At 58.8% G+C, this 15,906-nt stretch carries 11 protein-coding genes; 3 read left to right on the top strand and 8 right to left on the bottom strand.

What is annotated here, in order from left to right; translation table 11 throughout:
- Window positions 1–57: 57 nt before the first annotated feature.
- From DFR37_RS04455 to DFR37_RS04470, 4 genes are all read right to left on the bottom strand, one after another.
- Window positions 58–1,116: an XdhC family protein gene (locus DFR37_RS04455; RefSeq protein WP_113932037.1), complete on the bottom strand. Its 1,059-nt coding sequence runs from the start codon at window positions 1,114–1,116 to the stop codon at window positions 58–60.
- A 17-nt stretch (window positions 1,117–1,133) separates the two neighbouring features.
- Complete coding sequence (locus DFR37_RS04460) at window positions 1,134–1,940, bottom strand: class I SAM-dependent methyltransferase (protein ID WP_113932038.1); 807 nt, start codon at window positions 1,938–1,940, stop codon at window positions 1,134–1,136.
- Window positions 1,941–1,981: 41 nt separating this feature from the next.
- The gene (gene cphA, locus DFR37_RS04465; RefSeq protein WP_113932409.1) at window positions 1,982–4,555 is read right to left on the bottom strand and encodes a cyanophycin synthetase; all 2,574 of its coding nucleotides are present in this window, start codon (window positions 4,553–4,555) and stop codon (window positions 1,982–1,984) included.
- Window positions 4,556–4,626: 71 nt separating this feature from the next.
- Window positions 4,627–6,840, bottom strand: a complete 2,214-nt coding sequence (locus DFR37_RS04470; RefSeq protein WP_113932039.1) for a cyanophycin synthetase — start codon at window positions 6,838–6,840, stop codon at window positions 4,627–4,629.
- Between the two features lie 251 nt (window positions 6,841–7,091).
- Here DFR37_RS04470 and DFR37_RS04475 point away from each other — a divergent pair, with 251 nt between their 5' ends.
- A complete protein-coding gene (locus DFR37_RS04475; RefSeq protein WP_113932040.1) occupies window positions 7,092–9,365 on the top strand; it encodes a cyanophycin metabolism-associated ABC transporter in 2,274 nt (757 codons plus the stop codon).
- Entirely contained in the window at window positions 9,362–9,829 is a 468-nt protein-coding gene (locus DFR37_RS04480) for a cyanophycin metabolism-associated DUF1854 family protein (RefSeq protein ID WP_113932041.1), read from the top strand. The genes DFR37_RS04475 and DFR37_RS04480 overlap by 4 nt, the downstream gene beginning before the upstream one ends.
- 32 nt (window positions 9,830–9,861) lie before the next feature.
- Here DFR37_RS04480 and DFR37_RS04485 read toward each other — a convergent pair whose 3' ends face one another.
- Complete coding sequence (locus DFR37_RS04485) at window positions 9,862–10,899, bottom strand: aromatic ring-hydroxylating dioxygenase subunit alpha (protein ID WP_113932042.1); 1,038 nt, start codon at window positions 10,897–10,899, stop codon at window positions 9,862–9,864.
- A 201-nt stretch (window positions 10,900–11,100) separates the two neighbouring features.
- Between DFR37_RS04485 and DFR37_RS04490 the strand changes: the two genes are divergently transcribed.
- On the top strand, window positions 11,101–12,021 hold the full coding sequence (locus DFR37_RS04490; protein ID WP_113932043.1) for a LysR family transcriptional regulator: 921 nt from the start codon (window positions 11,101–11,103) through the stop codon (window positions 12,019–12,021).
- 41 nt (window positions 12,022–12,062) lie between these two features.
- On the opposite strand, the gene DFR37_RS04495 is transcribed toward DFR37_RS04490, so the two are convergent.
- From DFR37_RS04495 to DFR37_RS04505, 3 genes are all read right to left on the bottom strand, one after another.
- Window positions 12,063–13,241 carry an ABC transporter substrate-binding protein gene (locus DFR37_RS04495; protein WP_113932044.1) on the bottom strand — a complete coding sequence of 393 codons (1,179 nt, stop codon included), beginning with the start codon at window positions 13,239–13,241 and terminating at the stop codon, window positions 12,063–12,065.
- Between the two features lie 250 nt (window positions 13,242–13,491).
- Window positions 13,492–14,670 (bottom strand): ABC transporter substrate-binding protein, encoded by a 1,179-nt coding sequence (locus DFR37_RS04500; RefSeq protein WP_113932045.1) that lies wholly within the window; start codon window positions 14,668–14,670, stop codon window positions 13,492–13,494.
- A 196-nt stretch (window positions 14,671–14,866) separates the two neighbouring features.
- Entirely contained in the window at window positions 14,867–15,826 is a 960-nt protein-coding gene (locus DFR37_RS04505; RefSeq protein WP_113932046.1) for a LysR family transcriptional regulator, read from the bottom strand.
- Between the last annotated feature and the right edge of the window lie 80 nt (window positions 15,827–15,906).

The raw sequence follows: 15,906 nt of genomic DNA on the forward strand, positions 1-15,906 counted from the left end.
CACAGCAAAAAAAGAAAACTCAGTACTTACCCTGACTGAAAGCTGAATGACAACGGATCAAATCGCGCAAAACTGATCCGCCCCGGATGATGGGATACCGGTCTTGTTTTTGGCTTGCGCCACTTCCATGTCGCGCGGCAGGACCACACCGTTTTTAACCGCCAATACCTCGGCCATGATGCTTACCGCAATTTCGGGCGGCGTCTTGCTGCCTATATAATAAATGCCGATAGGCCCGCGCAAACGGGCCAATGATTCTTCGGTCTGGTCGAAATATTCGATAAGGCGCTCGCGGCGCAGGGCGTTATTGCTGCGCGAGCCGATGGCGCCCACGTAGAACGCCTCGGTTTCCAGGGCTTCGAGCAACGCCAGGTCGTCCAGCTTGGGGTCGTGGGTCAAGGTAACGATGCATGTGCGCCGGTCGGCCCGGAAGCCGCGCACCACGTCGTCGGGCATCTCGGAAACCAGCTCGACGCCCGGAACCGACCAGCTGCCGCGGTATTCTTCGCGCGGATCGCACACCGTAACCAAAAAGCCGTTGAACATGGCCATGGTGGACAGGTATTCGGCCAATTGGCCCGCGCCGATAAGCAGCATGCGGTACTCCGGCCCAAAGGTATTGACCAGCTCTGTTTCGGAAACGTGCAGGTCCGAGGGCTGTTCCGCCGGCTGCAGCCGGGCTTTACCATCGGACAGGCGCACGATGCGCTGCATCAGCTTGCCCGCCTCGAGCGCGGTCACCAATTGCGCAAGGTCGTGGCCGTCCGGATCGTATTCAAGCAGCAATTCCAGGGTGCCGCCGCAAGGCAGCCCGAATTGATGGGCTTCGTCTGCCTTGATGCCGTATTTCAAGAAGCCCGGCGCGCCCATCGGCATGTCGGGATGGTTGCCGCCTTCATCGGCATAGGCTTGCGAATAGCGATAGATAAGGTCGTCTTCGATGCAGCCGCCCGAAATCGAACCCACTACAGTGCCGTCTTCGCGTAGCGCCATGATGGAACCGATGGGCCGGGGCGATGAGCCCCAGGTGCGCACGACGGTGGCCAGCAGAGCCCGCTTGCCGGCCAGGCGCCAATCGCGCAAAGCCCGCAACACGACAAGATCCAGATTTTCCATGATGGTCTACCAAAAACTCAGGGTTTCACAAACTTCAGGGTCATGCGGTCGCTTTCGCCGATGGCCTGGTACTTGGCGCGGTCCTGATCTTTATTGCGATAGGTGGGCGGCAATGCCCACACGCCGTTGGGGTGGTCCGCCGTATCTTTGGGATTGGCGTTGATTTCCGACTTGGCCGCCAATTTGAACCCCGCCTTTTCAGCCAGCCCGATGACGTAGCTTTCGTGCATATAGCCTGTGCTGGCACTTGCATCCTGCGGCTTGTCGGCCGGCAGGCGGTGTTCGACCACGCCCAGCACGCCGCCTTTTTTCAGGCTGTCGTAGGCGCTTTTGAAAAGCTTGTTCATATTGGCTTCGCCGTCCGGAATCCAGTTATGGATATTGCGGAAGGTCAGAACCATATCGACGCTGGCCGGCTTTGCATAGCTTAAATGCTGGGGCGGCTCGAAGACGGCGACTTCGACCTTGTCGAACAACGGGGGGTTGGCCGCCAGCTTGGCGCGAAAATTATTGGCATAGCGGCGCAGGTTGTCCTTGGGGGAGTCGGGCGAATACGAGCCCGCTATGTACTTGCCGTGATCGCGCAAATAAGGCGCCAGGATTTCCGTATACCAGCCGCCCCCCGGGGAAAGCTCCACCACGGTCATGGTGGGCTGGATTCCAAAGAATGACAGGGTTTCGTAGGGGTGGCGCGCCGCGTCGCGCTGGACATTGGCCGGGGTACGCTGGCTGCTGGCAATGGCCGCTTTAAGCGCGTCGTCGGCATGGGCCGGGCCGCCAATCAAGCCAAGGGCCACGACCGCGGCCAGCATAAGGTGTTTCATTCTTGTCTCCTGGGTGCACAGCGCACCCGTTTAACAAGATTCTAGCCCTGTGCCACTTTCTTGGCGATATGTTCCAGCGCCGCCTCGACCTGGTCGATAAGAACCAGGCACAAATCGCCTTCGTTCAAGCGCTCGAGCGCGGTATCGATAGCCCGGAATTCGCCACGGATTTCCTGGATATGGGTGGTGCGGCCGGCATTGACCAGGCCTTGCTGCAGCAAGGCCAGTACTTCGCCGTCGGCCCGGCCGCGCTGGCACATGTCTTCGTACAGAATCACGTCGTCGAAGGCTTCGCCCAGGATTTCCGTCTGGCGGCGAATATCAATGTCGCGCCGGTCTCCGGCGCCGCTGATCACGACGCTGCGCCGCTTGGACGGCATGCCGTCCACGGCCCCCACCAGGGCCAGGATGGCATCTGGATTATGGCCATAGTCGGCGATAAGGGTGGCGCCCCGGTACGAAAACATATTGAAGCGGCCCGGAGCCGTGCTGGCATCGCTGACGAATGAAGTCAGGCCGGCCCGCAATACAGCGGTATCCACGCCCAGCGCCCAGCCCGCCGCAACCGCCGCCATGGCGTTTTCGACCTGGAAGGCGATGGTGCCGCCGTTGGTCAGCGGAATGTCCTTCAGTGCAAAACGCTGCTCGTTGCCGCCTTCGGCCAGCACAATGAATCCGTCTTCCACGAAAACCACGCGCCGCCCCTGGGCGCGATGCGTCGCCAGTATGGGATGGCTGCGATCGCTGGCAAAGAATGTTACCGCGCCGGGACAGTTCTCGGCCATGGCCGCCACGAATGGGTCGGCCGCATTAAGCACCGCCGTGCCGTCGGGCGCAACGTTTTCGACGATGACCCGCTTGACGATGGCCAGGTCCTCGACCGTACTGATGTAGTTAAGCCCCAGGTGGTCGCCCATGCCGACGTTGGTGACCACCGCCACGTTGCAGCGGTCGAACCCCAGGCCCTCGCGCAAAATACCGCCGCGGGCGGTCTCGAACACACCGGCGTCCACATCCGGATGCATAAGCACATTGCGCGCGCTGCGCGGGCCGCTGCAATCGCCGGTATCGATACAGCGGCCATTCACGTAGACGCCGTCGGAATTGGTCATGCCTACGCGCAGGCCGGAGCCGGCCAGGATATGGGCGATCAACCGTGTCGTGGTGGTCTTGCCGTTGGTGCCGGCGATGGCCACGACAGGTATGCGGCCGTTTTCGCCTTCAGGGAACATATTGGCGATAATCGCTTCGCCGACGGCCCGGCCCTTGCCGAACGAAGGACTCAAGTGCATGCGCAAGCCCGGCGCGGCATTGACTTCGACAATGCAGCCGCCTTGCTGGTCCAGCGGCTGGAAAACGCTTTCGCTGACCAGGTCGATACCGCAAATATCCAGCCCCACCATTTGCGCCGCGGCTACCGCCACAGCCGCCAGTTCGGGATGCACGTGATCGGTAATGTCGGTGGCGGTGCCGCCGGTGCTTAAGTTGGCATTGTTGCGCAGCGCCACCAGCACGCCCTTTGCGGGGATGGAGCTGGCGTCGTAGCCTTGCTTGGCCATCGTCGCCACGGCAATGTCGTCGTGGATCCGTATTTTGGTCAGCGACGTGCCATGCCCCTCGCCGCGGGCGGGGTCGGCATTGATGGCCTGCACCAGTTCGGCAATGCTAAGTTGCCCGTCGCCGATGACCTGTGGCGGATCGCGCCGCGCGGCGGCCACAAGCTTGTCGCCAACCACCAGAAGACGAAAGTCATGGCCGGGGAAATAGCGCTCGACGATGACTTCGGAACAAATAGTGCTTGCCACTTCGAAAGCGGCCACTACTTGGTCGCGTCCTTGCAAATTGACGGCCACACCCTTGCCCTGGTTGCCGTCACGCGGCTTGACGACGACCGCTCCGCCAATTTCCTGGGCCACTTCCCAGGCTTCTTCGGCGGTGGTTACGCTGCGCCCGTCCGGCACAGGAACGCCCGCCGCGTTCAGCAGCATTTTGGTCAGGTCTTTATCTTGTGCGATGGACTCGGCAATGGCGCTGGTGCAATCGGTTTCGGCAGCTTGTATGCGCCGCTGCCGGCTGCCCCAGCCAAACTGCACCAGGCTGCCGTGCGTAAGCCGGCGATACGGGATGGCACGGCTGACCGCGGCCTGCACGATGGCCCCGGTACTGGGCCCAAGGCGCACATCTTCGTTCAGTTCGCGCAGGCGCGCCAAGGCCCCGGCCAGGTCGAACGGCGTATCGTCGATGGCGGCGCGGCACAGGTCCTGCGCCAGATCGAACGCCAGGCGGCCCACGTCTTCTTCGCTGTATTCAACAATGACCTGGTACACGCCTTCTTCGACCGTAAGCGAGCTGCGACTGAACGAGACCGCGCAGCCCGCCTGGGACTGCAGGCTCAGCGCCGCGCAACTCAGCGCGTGCGCCAGCGAATAGCTCTGTTCATTGTTCATCGGCCGCAACAGGTCCAGCTCGGGGAAACGGGCGCGCAGCCTGGTTTCGAACCCTTCCATCGCGTCGATGGCACGCTCCACCCCAGTGCACGACACAATGGCTTCAATTGAAGTCCGCCGACTCCAGAGATTGGGGCCGCGTAAAGCCCTTACACGTGATACTTCCATGAACTGCGCTTCCTTATTGCCTGTGTAGCCCGGCCATGCCAACCGCATTGCCGGAGACTGCCAATGATGTTCTATACCGAAATTTCAAGTGCCGGAGCGCTGTTGTCGGGCATGGCTTCGACACCGACCGTGCTCAGGCCGAAAGTTTCTATGCCGGTACACATGCGTTCGGGGTCGATGCCCAGGGCCCAGCCGGCGGCAACCGCCGCCAGCACATTTTGTATTTGCTCGGGCCGCTGCGCGCCCTGGGTCAGCGGCACGGCAGCCAGGGTGGTAAGTATTTGCTCGCTGCTGCCGTGCGCCAGCACGATGGCGCCGGCACGCGCAAACACCGCACGCTGTCCGGCCGACCGGTGCGCCGCAATGACGGCCGAGTCGCCGTTCATGCCGAAAAACACCACGCTGCCGTCGCACAACGGCGCCATGGCGGCAACGCGCTCGTCGTCGGCATTGAGCACGGCAGTGCCTTCGCGCAAGACAACGTCGACCTGTGTACGGAACACCGTGGCCAGCCGGTCGGCGTCGTCAATATAGTATTCGGGCAGGATATCGGCCGGATCCAGGTTGGTGACGATGCCCACCAGGCAGCGGTCGTACGCCAGGCCTTCGGTAAGAATGACGCGGCTGCTGTTTTCAATGACGCCGGCCTGAACCGCGCGGTTCAGCAGCACGCGCTGCCCTTGCTCCCAATTGGCGCAATCTTTTTTCTCTACATGGCGCCGGGCAAAGAAAAGCCCGTCGCTGCATGCCAGGCCGGTGTACAGGCCGTTGATCTGCAGCAGTCGCGTGACAATGTTCGCCACGGTCGTCTTGCCGCGGCTGCCGGTCACGCCCACCAAGGGAATACGGCCGTTCTGACCCGGAGGAAACAGGTGCTCGACTATGGCTTGCCCTACGGGGCGCGGCTTGCCCTGGGCGGGCTTGATATGCATAAGCAGCCCAGGCCCGGCATTGACTTCAACGATGGCGCCGCCCTGTTCTTGCAGGGGGCGGGAAATATCGGTAGCCACCAGATCCACGCCCGCTATGTCCAGGCCCACGACGCGCGCGGCCAATGTGACGTCGGCGGCGACATCGGGATGGACCAGGTCGGTGACGTCCAGCGACACATTGCCACTGCGCTGGATGATGACGGTCTTGCCCTGCGGCGGAATCGAATCCGCGCCAAACCCCTGGCGGCTGATTTCCAGGCGGGCCGCCGAGTCCAGGCGTATGAAGTTAAGCGGATGATCCTCGTCGCGCCCCCGGCGCGGGTCGGAATTGATCTGGCTTTCGATGAGTTCTTCGATAGTGGACGTCCCGTCGCCCACCACAGAGGCTATTTCGCCGCGCGCAGCCGCCACCAGGCGATTGCCAACGACCAGCAGACGGTGCTCGTCGCCCTGGATAAAGCGTTCGACCACCACGCCGCTGCCTTCGTCCACGGCAACGCCGAAAGCGGTCTCGATCTCGGCCTGGGTCGTCAGGTTGGTAAAGACGCCGCGTCCGTGATTGCCGTCCATGGGCTTGATTACCACCGGCAAGCCGATGGATTGCGCCGCCTCCCAGGCCTGTTCCGCCGTTTCCACCAATTCGCCTTCAGGAACTGGAACGCCGCAGGCTTGCAGCAGGGTTTTCGTCAAATCCTTGTCGCGCGATACGCCTTCGGCGATAGCGCTGGTACGGTCGGTTTCAGCGGTCCAGATGCGGCGCTGCGCGGCGCCGTAGCCGAACTGGACCAGATTGGCTTCGCTTAGGCGTATGGTGGCAATATCACGGTCGTCGGCGGCATCGACAATGCAGTCCGTACTGGGTCCAAGGCGCAACGACTCGGTCAGGTCGCGCAATTCGTCCACGGTTGCCTGCACGTCGTAGGGCCGGTCTTCCATGGCCGCCATGACGAGGTCGCGGGCCGCATACAAGGCGGCGCGGGTCACGGGCTCGTACCAGGCGCGCACTATGACCTTGTAGACTCCGCGATCACGCGTCTCGCGCGCGCGCCCAAGGCCGCCCGGCAATCCGGCCAGGCCCTGCAATTCAAGGGTTACATGTTCCAGAATGTGGGCGGGCCAAGTTCCGTCGCGTAAACGTTGTAAAAAACCACCACGTTCGCCCACGCTGCACCGATGCTCCACCAAACCGGGCAGCCAGGCCGCAAGCCGTTCGCCGAAGCCGGGAATCAGGTTGGACGGAAAATCCTCCAGGTCCCCGATATCGACCCAGGCCTCGATAATTGGCCGGTAAGCCCAGATGCTTGGCCCGCGCAGGGACAACATCTTGATAAATTCAATGTGTTTTTTGCTCATCTTCAGATGAAAGGATTTAGCGGGGAATAGGGGGGGAGCACGGCTCAGTTGAACAGTGTCAGCAAGAAAGGGAAGCGGAAATCGACAGATGCATTTGCCAGGCGCTACCAAAGAGAAGAGAATTGCGAAGCTAGCCGCAAAAAAATCAAATTAAACTCCTAGCTTGTCGACAAAGCAAGAACTATTCGTATGACCCTTTATCCTGACAAGCTCCTGACTGTTTCTGTACCGCAAAACGCCGCCTTCCACCCATGAACACCGAAGTTAATAAGGCGGACCCCGCCTTGGGCGAGATCCCAGCTGACTGGCTTTTAGCGCTAAAACAACATTTGGCCGAAGAAGAGCGCGTCCTTGCCTGGCTTGAACTCGACCTGGATAGCCAATTGCGCTATTCCCGGGGCTTGCTGGTGGTTACCGACAGCCGCCTGCTGGCCAAGGCATCGGCCGACTCGGACTGGGAAGAATGGGCCTACAGCCCCGGACTGGCGCTGAACCAGTACGATCATGCCGGCGTGGGCACCCTGGAACTGCAAAACGCGCAAGAACGCCTGATGCGCTGGCGCCATACCCTGGGCCGCAACCCCGCCGCGCTGCGGCTGATAGCCCAGTTCGAGCGCCAATGCGCCATAGCACTGGGCGGGCAAGCCCACGCCGAGGCCAGCCCGGACGACAGCCCCGAGGACGAGGGCAAGATAGCCGCCCCGCCCTCAACCTGGGCCCTGTTGCGCCTGTGGCGATTTGCGCGGCCTTACCGGCTGCAACTGCTGACAGGCTTCGTGCTGACGCTGGTGTCGACCGGCGCGGCACTGGTTGCTCCCTACTTGACCATGCCGCTGATGGACGATGTGCTGATTCCGTTCCAGAACGGCAATCCCATCGACTGGCACCTGGTGCGCCTGTATCTGGGGGCCTTGTTGTTTTCGTCCCTGCTGGCCTGGGCCCTGGGCTGGGGCCGCACCTACATCCTGGCCCGCGTCAGCGAACGCATAGGCGCCGACCTGCGTACCGCCACCTACCAGCACCTGCAAACGCTGTCCCTGCAATACTTCGGCGGCAAGCGCACCGGCGACCTGATTTCCCGCATCGGGTCCGAGTCCGACCGCATTTGCGTGTTCCTGTCGCTGCATCTGCTGGATTTCGCCACCGATGTGCTGATGATAGCCATGACCGCCATCATTCTGATTTCCATCAACCCATGGCTGGCCGTCGTTACCCTGCTTCCCCTGCCCTTCATTATCTGGCTGATCCACCTGGTGCGCGACCGCCTGCGCCATGGCTTCGAGCGCGCCGACCGCATCTGGTCGGAATTGACCAATGTGCTGGCCGACACCATTCCCGGCATCCGCGTCGTCAAGGCCTTTGCGCAAGAGCGCCGCGAGGTCCGGCGCTTTCGCGAAGCCAATAACCGCAACCTGGCCGTCAACGACCGCGTCAACGCCGTCTGGTCGCTGTTCTCGCCCACGGTCACGTTCCTGACCGAAGTCGGCCTGCTGGTGGTGTGGGGCTTCGGCATCTGGCTGGTCTCGCGCGACCAGATCACCGTCGGGGTGCTGACTGCGTTCCTGACCTATATCAGCCGATTCTACATACGGCTGGACTCCATGAGCCGCATTGTGTCTTTCACACAGAAGGCGGCGGCCGGAGCCAAGCGTATTTTCGACATTCTGGACCATGTATCCAGCGTGCCCGAACCCGCCCATCCCGTGCACCTTAGCCAAGTAAAGGGCGGCATCCAGCTGCGCAATATTGGCTTTCGCTACGGCAACCGGGCGGTCATACGCGGCATCGACCTGGACATCGCGCCGGGCGAGATGATAGGCTTGGTTGGGCACAGCGGGTCGGGCAAAAGCACGCTGGTGAACCTTATCTGCCGCTTCTATGACGTCACGGAAGGTTCTATCCGCATCGACGGCGTCGACATACGCAACCTGCCGGTGTCCGAGTACCGCAGCAACATCGGCCTGGTACTGCAAGAGCCCTTTTTGTTTTTCGGCACCATTGCCGAAAACATCGCCTACGGCAAACCCGACGCAAGCAACAAGGAAATCATTGCGGCGGCCCGCGCAGCCAATGCCCATGAGTTCATTCTGCGACTGCCCCACGGCTATGATTCGCTGGTGGGAGAGCGCGGCCAGGCCTTGTCGGGCGGCGAGCGCCAGCGCATTTCGATTGCGCGCGCCTTGCTGATAAACCCGCGTATCCTGATACTGGACGAAGCCACTTCGTCGGTAGACACCACCACCGAAAAGGAAATCCAGAAGGCACTGGACAACCTGACGCGCGGACGCACCACCATTTCCATCGCCCACCGCCTAAGCACCCTGCACCAGGCCGACCGACTGGTCGTCCTGGACCGCGGCAAGATTGTGGAAGTCGGCCGGCACGAAGATTTGCTGGCCAGAAATGGCGCCTATTCGCGCCTATACCAGGCGCAGGCGCGCGGCGAAAGTCCGGCCTCCAGCGGCGAAGACTGGGACGACGACGGCAGCGACCAGCACCCTGTTAACAAGGCTGACCAACCATGACGCGACTGAACCTGCGCCTGCGGCGCGACACCTTCGGGCGGCTGCTGCTCAGTACCGACGAATATGGCGAAGTGCCCGTCGTGCCGGTACGCAGCTTTCCTATCTCGGCCCCCAAAGAAGGTCTGGCGCTGATAGGACCGGACGGCACGGAAATGGTCTGGATAGACGGGCCCGACGACCTGGCGCCGGAGACCCTGCAGTTGCTTCAAGAAGAACTGGCAAGCCGCGAATTCACCCCCGAGATCCAGCGCATCTTAAGCGTTTCCAGCTTCGCCACGCCCAGCCACTGGCAAGTCGAAACCGACCGCGGCCGCACCGAATTGGTGCTGAAAGGCGAAGAGGACATCCGCCGCCTGTCGCCCACCACCCTGCTTATCGCCGACTACAGCGGCGTGCATTTTCTGATTCGCGACGTGTCCAGGCTGGACAAGCCCAGCAAGAAGCTGCTGGATCATTTTTTGTAGGGGTTTGCACGCCCCTACAACCAGGCAAGCAATCAGGCAGATAGTGTTTCGTGCGTAATCAAGTCGTCGATGACGCGACGCATTTGTACCCTGCCCCTGTCGTGGACGATAGACACCAGATCGTCTTCGCCGGTTTCATCCAGGCAGCGCTGCTGAGCTTCAATCACGGCCTGATCCTCGCGGAATGCCTTGGAGACATCGTCGTACAGGTCTTGTGTAGCCTGCGGATCGTCTTGGCGGTAGCCATTGGAAACGCACCAGAAATACAGGCAGGTGCTTTCGGTTTCTGGGGTCACGCCGTGAAATACCCTTAACGAGAACCCGCCTTCGCGACTGCCGCCTTCCTCGAAGGCGCCCTGCCCCACGTCCACGGCACCGCTCCACTGTATGACGTTGCCCGGAGGAAGGAATTCAAATTCCTGCCAGCGATCGACCTTGCCATTGAACTTTACGCCGTTGGCGTATGTGGGAGGCGGATTGCAGTTGGGCATCCAGCGCGTAATTTTGACGCCTTGCTCTGTTTTCTTGGCATCCATCTTGGCATTGACGTGCGTATCGGGATCGCCCCCAATCGTTGTTTTGTGCACATAGCCCAAGTGGCTTAAATCCATCAGATTATCAACCAGCAGCTTGTAGTTTGACTTGATGTGATAGAAGCCGTGCTTATGCGGCCAGTTCTTGTAATCGTTGTTATACGGATAGTCCACAATCTTTGACACATCCGCCTTCTCGGCATCGCCCATCCAGATCCAGATGAATTCATCCTTCTCTACCAGGGGGTAGCTAGTAACGCGGGCACTGGCTGGAATCTTTTCTTGGCCGGGAATCGACACGCAAGCGCCGGCTGCATCAAATACCATGCCGTGATAGCCGCACTCCAGGCCGCCGCCCACCACCGTGCCCAGCGACAACGGCGCGCCCCGATGACAGCAGCGGTCGGCCAACGCCCCTACCACTCCATCTTTATTGCGGAACAACACGATAGCCTCGTTGCAAATACGACGTGCCAGTGGCTGCTCGCCGACCTCTTTCGCCCAGCCCGCTATATACCAAATATTGCGAATAAACATGATTGACATCTCCTTGAAAGTCACTATGTGTTTGCGGCTATTGAAGGAAGGCCGCGCTGGCCGACATGTAGCGAATCTCCAACCAAAGCGCTTGCCGGCCAAACTTTAAACAGTAGGAGAAGTATGGAATCCGGGCTATTATCAGTCAATCAAATCAATAAATACTTCAGATCTAATTATTAAATAATTAGGAAGAGATTCATGAATTTGGACAACCTGGACATCACGACGTTGCGGGTCTTCGACACGCTGATACGTACAAAACACGTTACCAACACAGGGATGGAACTGGGGCTCAGCCAGCCAAGCGTAAGCTTTGCGCTGAATAAGCTGCGAACGCTGACCAACGACACCCTATTCGTGCGCACTTCACAAGGCATGGAACCAACCCCCCGCGCGATGAAAATGTCGGAATCCATACGGCTAATCCTGAATGTCATGGAAACGGAGGTATTCAGCCAAAACACGTTCGACCCGCTGCACAGCGAGCGCAGCTTTACGCTTTGCATGTCCGACATCGGTGAAATTGTTTTTTTGCCGCAACTGATAAAGCTATTGGATCGCGCAGCGCCGCAGGTCTCCATAAGAACCGTGTCCCTGCCGCCCAACGAACTTGAAAACGCGCTGATGTCCGGGGATGTCGACCTAGCGCTGGGCTATTACCCGGATCTGACCAAAGCCAATTTTTTTCAGCAATTGCTGTTCAGCGACACGTTTGTCTGCATGATGCGCAAAGATCACAAACTGGCCGGCCGCAAACTCACCATGGATGCTTTCGAAGCGGCATCGCACATCGTTGTCCGGGCCGAAGGCCGAAGTGAAGAAATATTCGAGCGCTTCCTGGAGCAGCGCAAATTGCAACGCAGGGTCAAGCTTGTCATTCCACATTTCATGAGTATTCCGCACCTGCTGCTGGGTACCGACCTTATCGTGACCGTACCCCACTCGTGCGCCGTGTCGGTCGTGCGCTCGGGCCCGTTGACCATGCAGACTCTGCCGATGAAGTCTCCCAAGTTCGAACTGAAGCAGCACTGGCACGCGCGTTACCATCGCGACGAAACCAGCCGCTGGCTAAGGAAAATCGTACACGAGGCATTCTCGGCGCTATTTCTGCCGCAGTGAAACTCGAACGAACCCCACGCCTCCCGCACCACAAAAGCGGTTTACTTGCCCGGATCTTTCATATCGGCAAACTGCGCGAACTCGACATTCTGCAATTTTCCGTCTACGCGCTCGACCTTGCGGATATATTCGGTCTGAATCACATCGCGGGTTTCTGGATCGATGGTGACCGGACCGCGTGGGCTATCGATATGCATTCCTTTGATGATGCTCATCGCCTTGTCGCCGTCAATAACGCCATTCAGTTTTCTGGCCACCTGATAAATAACATCCATCCCATCGTAGCCGCCCACCGTCATGAAATTGGCTCTGCCTTCGCGGGGATTCGCCTGGGCATAGGCCTGCAGGAATTTCTTGTTCTCGGGCGAGTCGTGCGCAGTAGAATAATGGAACGCCGTAATAACTCCTAAGGCTTCGTCGCCCATGGAGGGCAGCACGTGTTCATCGGTAAGGCCGCCCGGGCCGATGACTTTGATCCCTTCCGCCGCCAGGCCCCGGGACTGATAGCTCTTCATAAAGCTGATGCTTTGCTCGCCGGCCGGCACGAACACAAAAACCGCATCCGGTTTCAAGTCGTGAATACGCAGCATGAACGGCGCGAAGTCCGGGTTGTTCAAAGGCACGCGTATAGAGTCAATGATCTTGCCGCCGCCTTCCGTATATACCTTCTTGAAGGCCGCTTCGGAATCAATGCCCGGCCCATAGTCCGACACCAGGGACACCACCTTTTTCATGTCCGACTTAAGCGCCCAAAGGCCGGTAGCGGCAGAGCCTTGCGCCGTCGTCATTGATACCCGCGCTATGTAGTCGGATTTCTGCACAATGGCCGACGTCGAGGCATTCATCACCAATAGCGGCGTTTTCGACTCTTGGGCGATTGACGCCGACGCCATTGCTTCGGGTGTCAAGCCGTAGCCGACGAGAAAATCCACCTTCTCGCGCGTAACAAGCTCCTGAGAATCCCGCCTGGCGACTTCAGGGCCGGCACCGCCTGTATCCCGACGGATAATTTCAATTTTCTTTCCGGCGACCTCGTCACCATTAAGCAACATGTATGCTTTCATACCGGCGTACATCTGTGTGCCGTAACTTGCGAAAGGACCGGTAAACGAGGCCACCAGCCCAATCTTGAGCGTATCGGCAGCCCGTGCCACCGAGACTGCGGCAAAACCGATAGCCGTCATCGCCAGGGTCCGAAAAATAAGTCTGCGTAATTGCATCTTCATATCTCCGTTGATTTTATTGACCAAGCTTGCTCGGCACATCCCGGGCGAAGGACGATCCCATCACTTATTAGATAACGATGCAAAACATAATAGAAATTTAGATATGTTATTAACTGAAAACATATGCTTACTAATTATCCGCCGTGCCGCGGTAAATTCGGCACGCTCGACGCAGCTGCCATAAAAAACACTCCTGCATTCCATCGTGCAGGAGTGTTTGTGTTGAAACGGCTTCAATGACTGTTTATTTACCCGGATCCTTCACTTCGGGAAATTTTTCGAACTCGACGTTCTGCAATTTGCCGTTGACGCGCTCGACCTTGCGAACGTATTCGGTCTGGATCACGTCGCGTGTTTCGGGATCGATGGTGACAGGGCCGCGCGGACTATTGATGCGCATGCCTTTCAGAACCTCCATAGCTTTATCGCCGTCCATTTTGCCGTTCAGCTTTTTGACGACTTGATAAATAGCGTCCATCCCGTCATAGCCGCCCACCGCCATGAAATTGGGATCGCCGGCCTTTGGATTTTCTTTGGCGTAAGCTTCCAGGAACTTCTTGTTCTCCGGGGAGTCGTGCGCGGTGGAATAATGAAATGCCGTGATCACGCCCAAGGCCTCGTCGCCCATGGACTGCAAGACATGGTCGTCCGAAATGTCGCCCGGGCCTATAACCTTGACGCCTTGCTTATCCAGACCGCGGCTCTTGTAGCTTTTCATGAAACTGATGCTTTGCTCGCCGGCCGGCACGAAGACAAAAACGGCATCCGGCGCAAGATCCTTGATGCGCAACATGAAAGGCGCAAAGTCAGGCGCATTCAATGGGGTGCGTATCGACTCCGCAATCTTTCCCCCGCCGGCGGTAAACGTCTTGACGAACGCCTTCTCCGCGTCGATGCCCGGGCCATAGTCCGCCACCACTGTGACAACGTTCTTGATTCCGGACTGTGCCGCCCAGCGGCCTATAACGCTGGAGCCCTGCGCTGTCGTAAGGGAAACGCGGGCTATATACTTGGACTGATTCACGATGGATGACGTTGCCGCATTCATGATGATCATGGGTGTTTTTGACTTTTCGGCGATCGCTGCCGACGACATCGCTTCCGGTGTCAGGCCATAGCCGGCCAGGAAGTCCACATGATCCCGGGTGACAAGCTCCTGCGACAAGCGCCGGGCAATTTCGGGCCCCGAGCCGCCTGTATCCTTGCGAATGATTTCGATTTTCTTGCCGGCGACTTCATCGCCATTGAGCAGCATATAGGCCTTGATACCCGCATACATTTGGGTGCCATATGCCGCGAAAGGCCCTGTGAAAGGGGCCACCAAGCCCACCTTGATCGTATCGGCGGCCTGTGCCGCCGACGTAAGCGCCAGACTGACCGCAGCCGCCACCGCTGCCCGGCTAAGTATTTTGCGTAATTGCATTGTCTAATCTCCGTTGGTTTTATCGAGCCGTCGTGCGCAACTTGTAATTCGCGCACGACAAACTTCAACGGTCATTAGATAATGCATTGGAACATAATAGAAGTTTAAATATATTATCAACTGATAATTATTATTTATTATTTGCCCTTGCGTGACCTGTGGGGCCTGCAACCCGTATGGGATTCAGGCGCCGGGATCAAGCATGCGAACTGACTTCACTTGGGACGGCGGCAATAAACGCCGCAGTAAAATCGTCCATGGTAGCGGCGATAGCCCGTCCGCGCTTCGTTATTCTGTAGAAGTTCAGGCGTGCTGTCGGGTCCGCAAGCATGGCGGCCTGCACGCCATGGCGTCTGCATGCGGCAATGGCATAAGATGGAACGATGGCCGTGCCCATGCCGGCCGAAACCATGGCGATCAACGTTTCAAAATTATTGAAGGTGGGCCGATCCTCGTGCCCGCGGCCGATGCCCGAAAGGTGACCTTCGATCCATTGCTGAATCTTGTTTTCCAGCGGCAGGCTGATAAGCGGCGTTTCCATCAGCGCTGACCAGGAAACGGTGTTGGCCGGCATCTTCTGCATATCGCCGCCGGCTTGCCGCCGGGTTTTTCCACTGGCCTGTGGCCCCGCCTGCACGCCCCCTTGTATCCACATTAATTGATATTCGAACAAGGGGACAAGCTCAATGCCGGCTGTCGGCGTGAAGAACGCTCCCAGGCCGAAATCCAGTTCACCGGCATCAACCAGCGCCTGCACTTGCTGCGGGTCAGTATCGACCACTTTGACTTTGACCTCGGGATGTTTTGCGCGAAACAATTGCCAGGCCTGCGGCAGCACATTCGAAGAAACCAGCGGCGTAACTCCCACATGCAGGACTTGCCTGGCTTTGTTGGTCATTTCACCCAACTGCTCGGCGGACGCTTCCAGTTCAGCAACCATACGAGTTGCCACCGGCAGGAATTGTTCGCCCGCCGTCGTCAACGTAACAATGCGCGTCGTGCGATCGAACAAGCGGCAATTAAGCTGGGCCTCGAGCTCGCGCATCATGATGCTTAAGCCCGCCTGCGTCACATGCATTTTTTCAGCCGCGCGGGTGAAGTTGCCAAGACGGGCAACTTGCAAAAACGCCTTGATCTGACGAAATGAGACATTCATAATGGTTATTTATTAATTCATTTCATATTCAAACTTCCATAATACTTTCAAATCCTATGTAATGGGTACAAGACTCAACC

This window comes from Eoetvoesiella caeni, assembly GCF_003315175.1.
GTDB classification, from domain to species: Bacteria; Pseudomonadota; Gammaproteobacteria; order Burkholderiales; family Burkholderiaceae_B; genus Eoetvoesia; species Eoetvoesia caeni.

Coding starts and splice junctions, on each gene's coding strand:
- DFR37_RS04455 (WP_113932037.1), bottom strand. CDS start 1,116: ATGGAAAATCTGGATCTTGTCGTGTTGCGGGCTTTGCGCGATTGGCGC.
- DFR37_RS04460 (WP_113932038.1), bottom strand. CDS start 1,940: ATGAAACACCTTATGCTGGCCGCGGTCGTGGCCCTTGGCTTGATTGGC.
- cphA (WP_113932409.1), bottom strand. CDS start 4,555: ATGGAAGTATCACGTGTAAGGGCTTTACGCGGCCCCAATCTCTGGAGT.
- DFR37_RS04470 (WP_113932039.1), bottom strand. CDS start 6,840: ATGAGCAAAAAACACATTGAATTTATCAAGATGTTGTCCCTGCGCGGG.
- DFR37_RS04475 (WP_113932040.1), top strand. CDS start 7,092: ATGAACACCGAAGTTAATAAGGCGGACCCCGCCTTGGGCGAGATCCCA.
- DFR37_RS04480 (WP_113932041.1), top strand. CDS start 9,362: ATGACGCGACTGAACCTGCGCCTGCGGCGCGACACCTTCGGGCGGCTG.
- DFR37_RS04485 (WP_113932042.1), bottom strand. CDS start 10,899: ATGTTTATTCGCAATATTTGGTATATAGCGGGCTGGGCGAAAGAGGTC.
- DFR37_RS04490 (WP_113932043.1), top strand. CDS start 11,101: ATGAATTTGGACAACCTGGACATCACGACGTTGCGGGTCTTCGACACG.
- DFR37_RS04495 (WP_113932044.1), bottom strand. CDS start 13,241: ATGCAATTACGCAGACTTATTTTTCGGACCCTGGCGATGACGGCTATC.
- DFR37_RS04500 (WP_113932045.1), bottom strand. CDS start 14,670: ATGCAATTACGCAAAATACTTAGCCGGGCAGCGGTGGCGGCTGCGGTC.
- DFR37_RS04505 (WP_113932046.1), bottom strand. CDS start 15,826: ATGAATGTCTCATTTCGTCAGATCAAGGCGTTTTTGCAAGTTGCCCGT.